This window comes from Cohnella laeviribosi DSM 21336, assembly GCF_000378425.1.
GTDB lineage: Bacteria > Bacillota > Bacilli > Paenibacillales > Paenibacillaceae > Cohnella > Cohnella laeviribosi.
This window is the reverse complement of record NZ_KB899909.1, coordinates 1-1082: the sequence shown is the minus strand read 5'-3', so window position 1 is coordinate 1082 and position 1082 is coordinate 1. Positions and strand designations below refer to the sequence as shown.

General features: G+C 52.7%; 1 protein-coding gene. It reads right to left on the bottom strand.

What is annotated here, in order from left to right; genetic code table 11:
- Positions 1-23: 23 nt before the first annotated feature.
- The gene (locus F560_RS0122090) at positions 24-977 is read right to left on the bottom strand and encodes a replication-relaxation family protein (RefSeq protein ID WP_019007876.1); all 954 of its coding nucleotides are present in this window, start codon (positions 975-977) and stop codon (positions 24-26) included.
- Positions 978-1082: the final 105 nt, after the last annotated feature.

The window sequence follows — 1082 nt, the reverse complement described above, 5'->3', positions numbered from 1 at the left end:
TTTCGTTCATTCGCGCGTACCTCCTATCTTTCCGATACGCTTAGTTTTTCATGAATCTTCGAGTCCGTGTAGGTGGGGAATATTTGACGCTTACTTTTCTTCCACTTTTCCGCCGGCGATCGTTCCCGCTGCTGCTTGCCCAAAGACGAAAGCGGCCCGTATCCGGGCATCGGGAGTACGGGCATTTCCTGAAGTGTTTTGCGTTTTCCGTCTTTTCCCAACCACAACGCTCGACAAAATCCCCCTTGATGCCATTCCGTTTCCGTGATGGCCCACACCTGCGGCAAACGAAGGCCAAGCAATGGCTTCTTGCACAAGGTTTCCCACAACTGCAGGATACGCTCCGGCCTTCCTTCCGCTTTCGTCATGACGAGGACATGCACGGACTCCACATCGTTCCATATTCCTGTTAACACCCGGGCGTAACTCCACAATTTATCCTGCAACCGGCTCAAGTTCTCCGTTCCCGTATCGTACTCCAGATGGAGTACGAGGCGGCCTTGACCGGTCACATAGGTGCCGTATCCGTCAGGCCGCAAAGGATAATATTTTTTCTGTCCGGCATGTTTAAAATGGGCATAGCGCTCCGCCGCATCCCGTGCGCCCAGCCATTCCGCGAGTCCTTCATGTTCCCGCGTCAGGCTGTGCCGGATCAAAGAAATAAAAAATTCATTGGCGCCATACAGATGTTCCAGTTGAATGGGATCTTCATCCCATGCCTTCGGCCGGATGATCTCCTCTTCACCGCATAGGGCGGCTGCCGCTTTTGCTCCCGTGCTGCTCAGCACATAACCCGCCTGCTTGTCCCGCAGGAACCCCAACGGCACTCTGCGAACCAGCCCTTGCTTTTTCAGCTCTCCGGCCACGCCGTAAATACTGGGGACGCGGTAACGGAGCAACACGGCCAATTGTTTCGGTGTCAGCAAGGTATGCTGGTACAAGGCAAGCAGTGTTTCTTTTTTCGCTGCGTCGTACATGGATGTTCTCCCTCCCACTATTATTTAATGTTTTCTCGCGTTTTCTCACTCGTTCTTAGATTTTCAACCATCGACCATCCTGAAAGATGGATAAGTCATGTAGCT

Excerpts from the sequence above, each read along its gene's own strand:
- F560_RS0122090 (WP_019007876.1), bottom strand. The coding sequence starts at position 977 with ATGTACGACGCAGCGAAAAAAGAAACACTGCTTGCCTTGTACCAGCAT.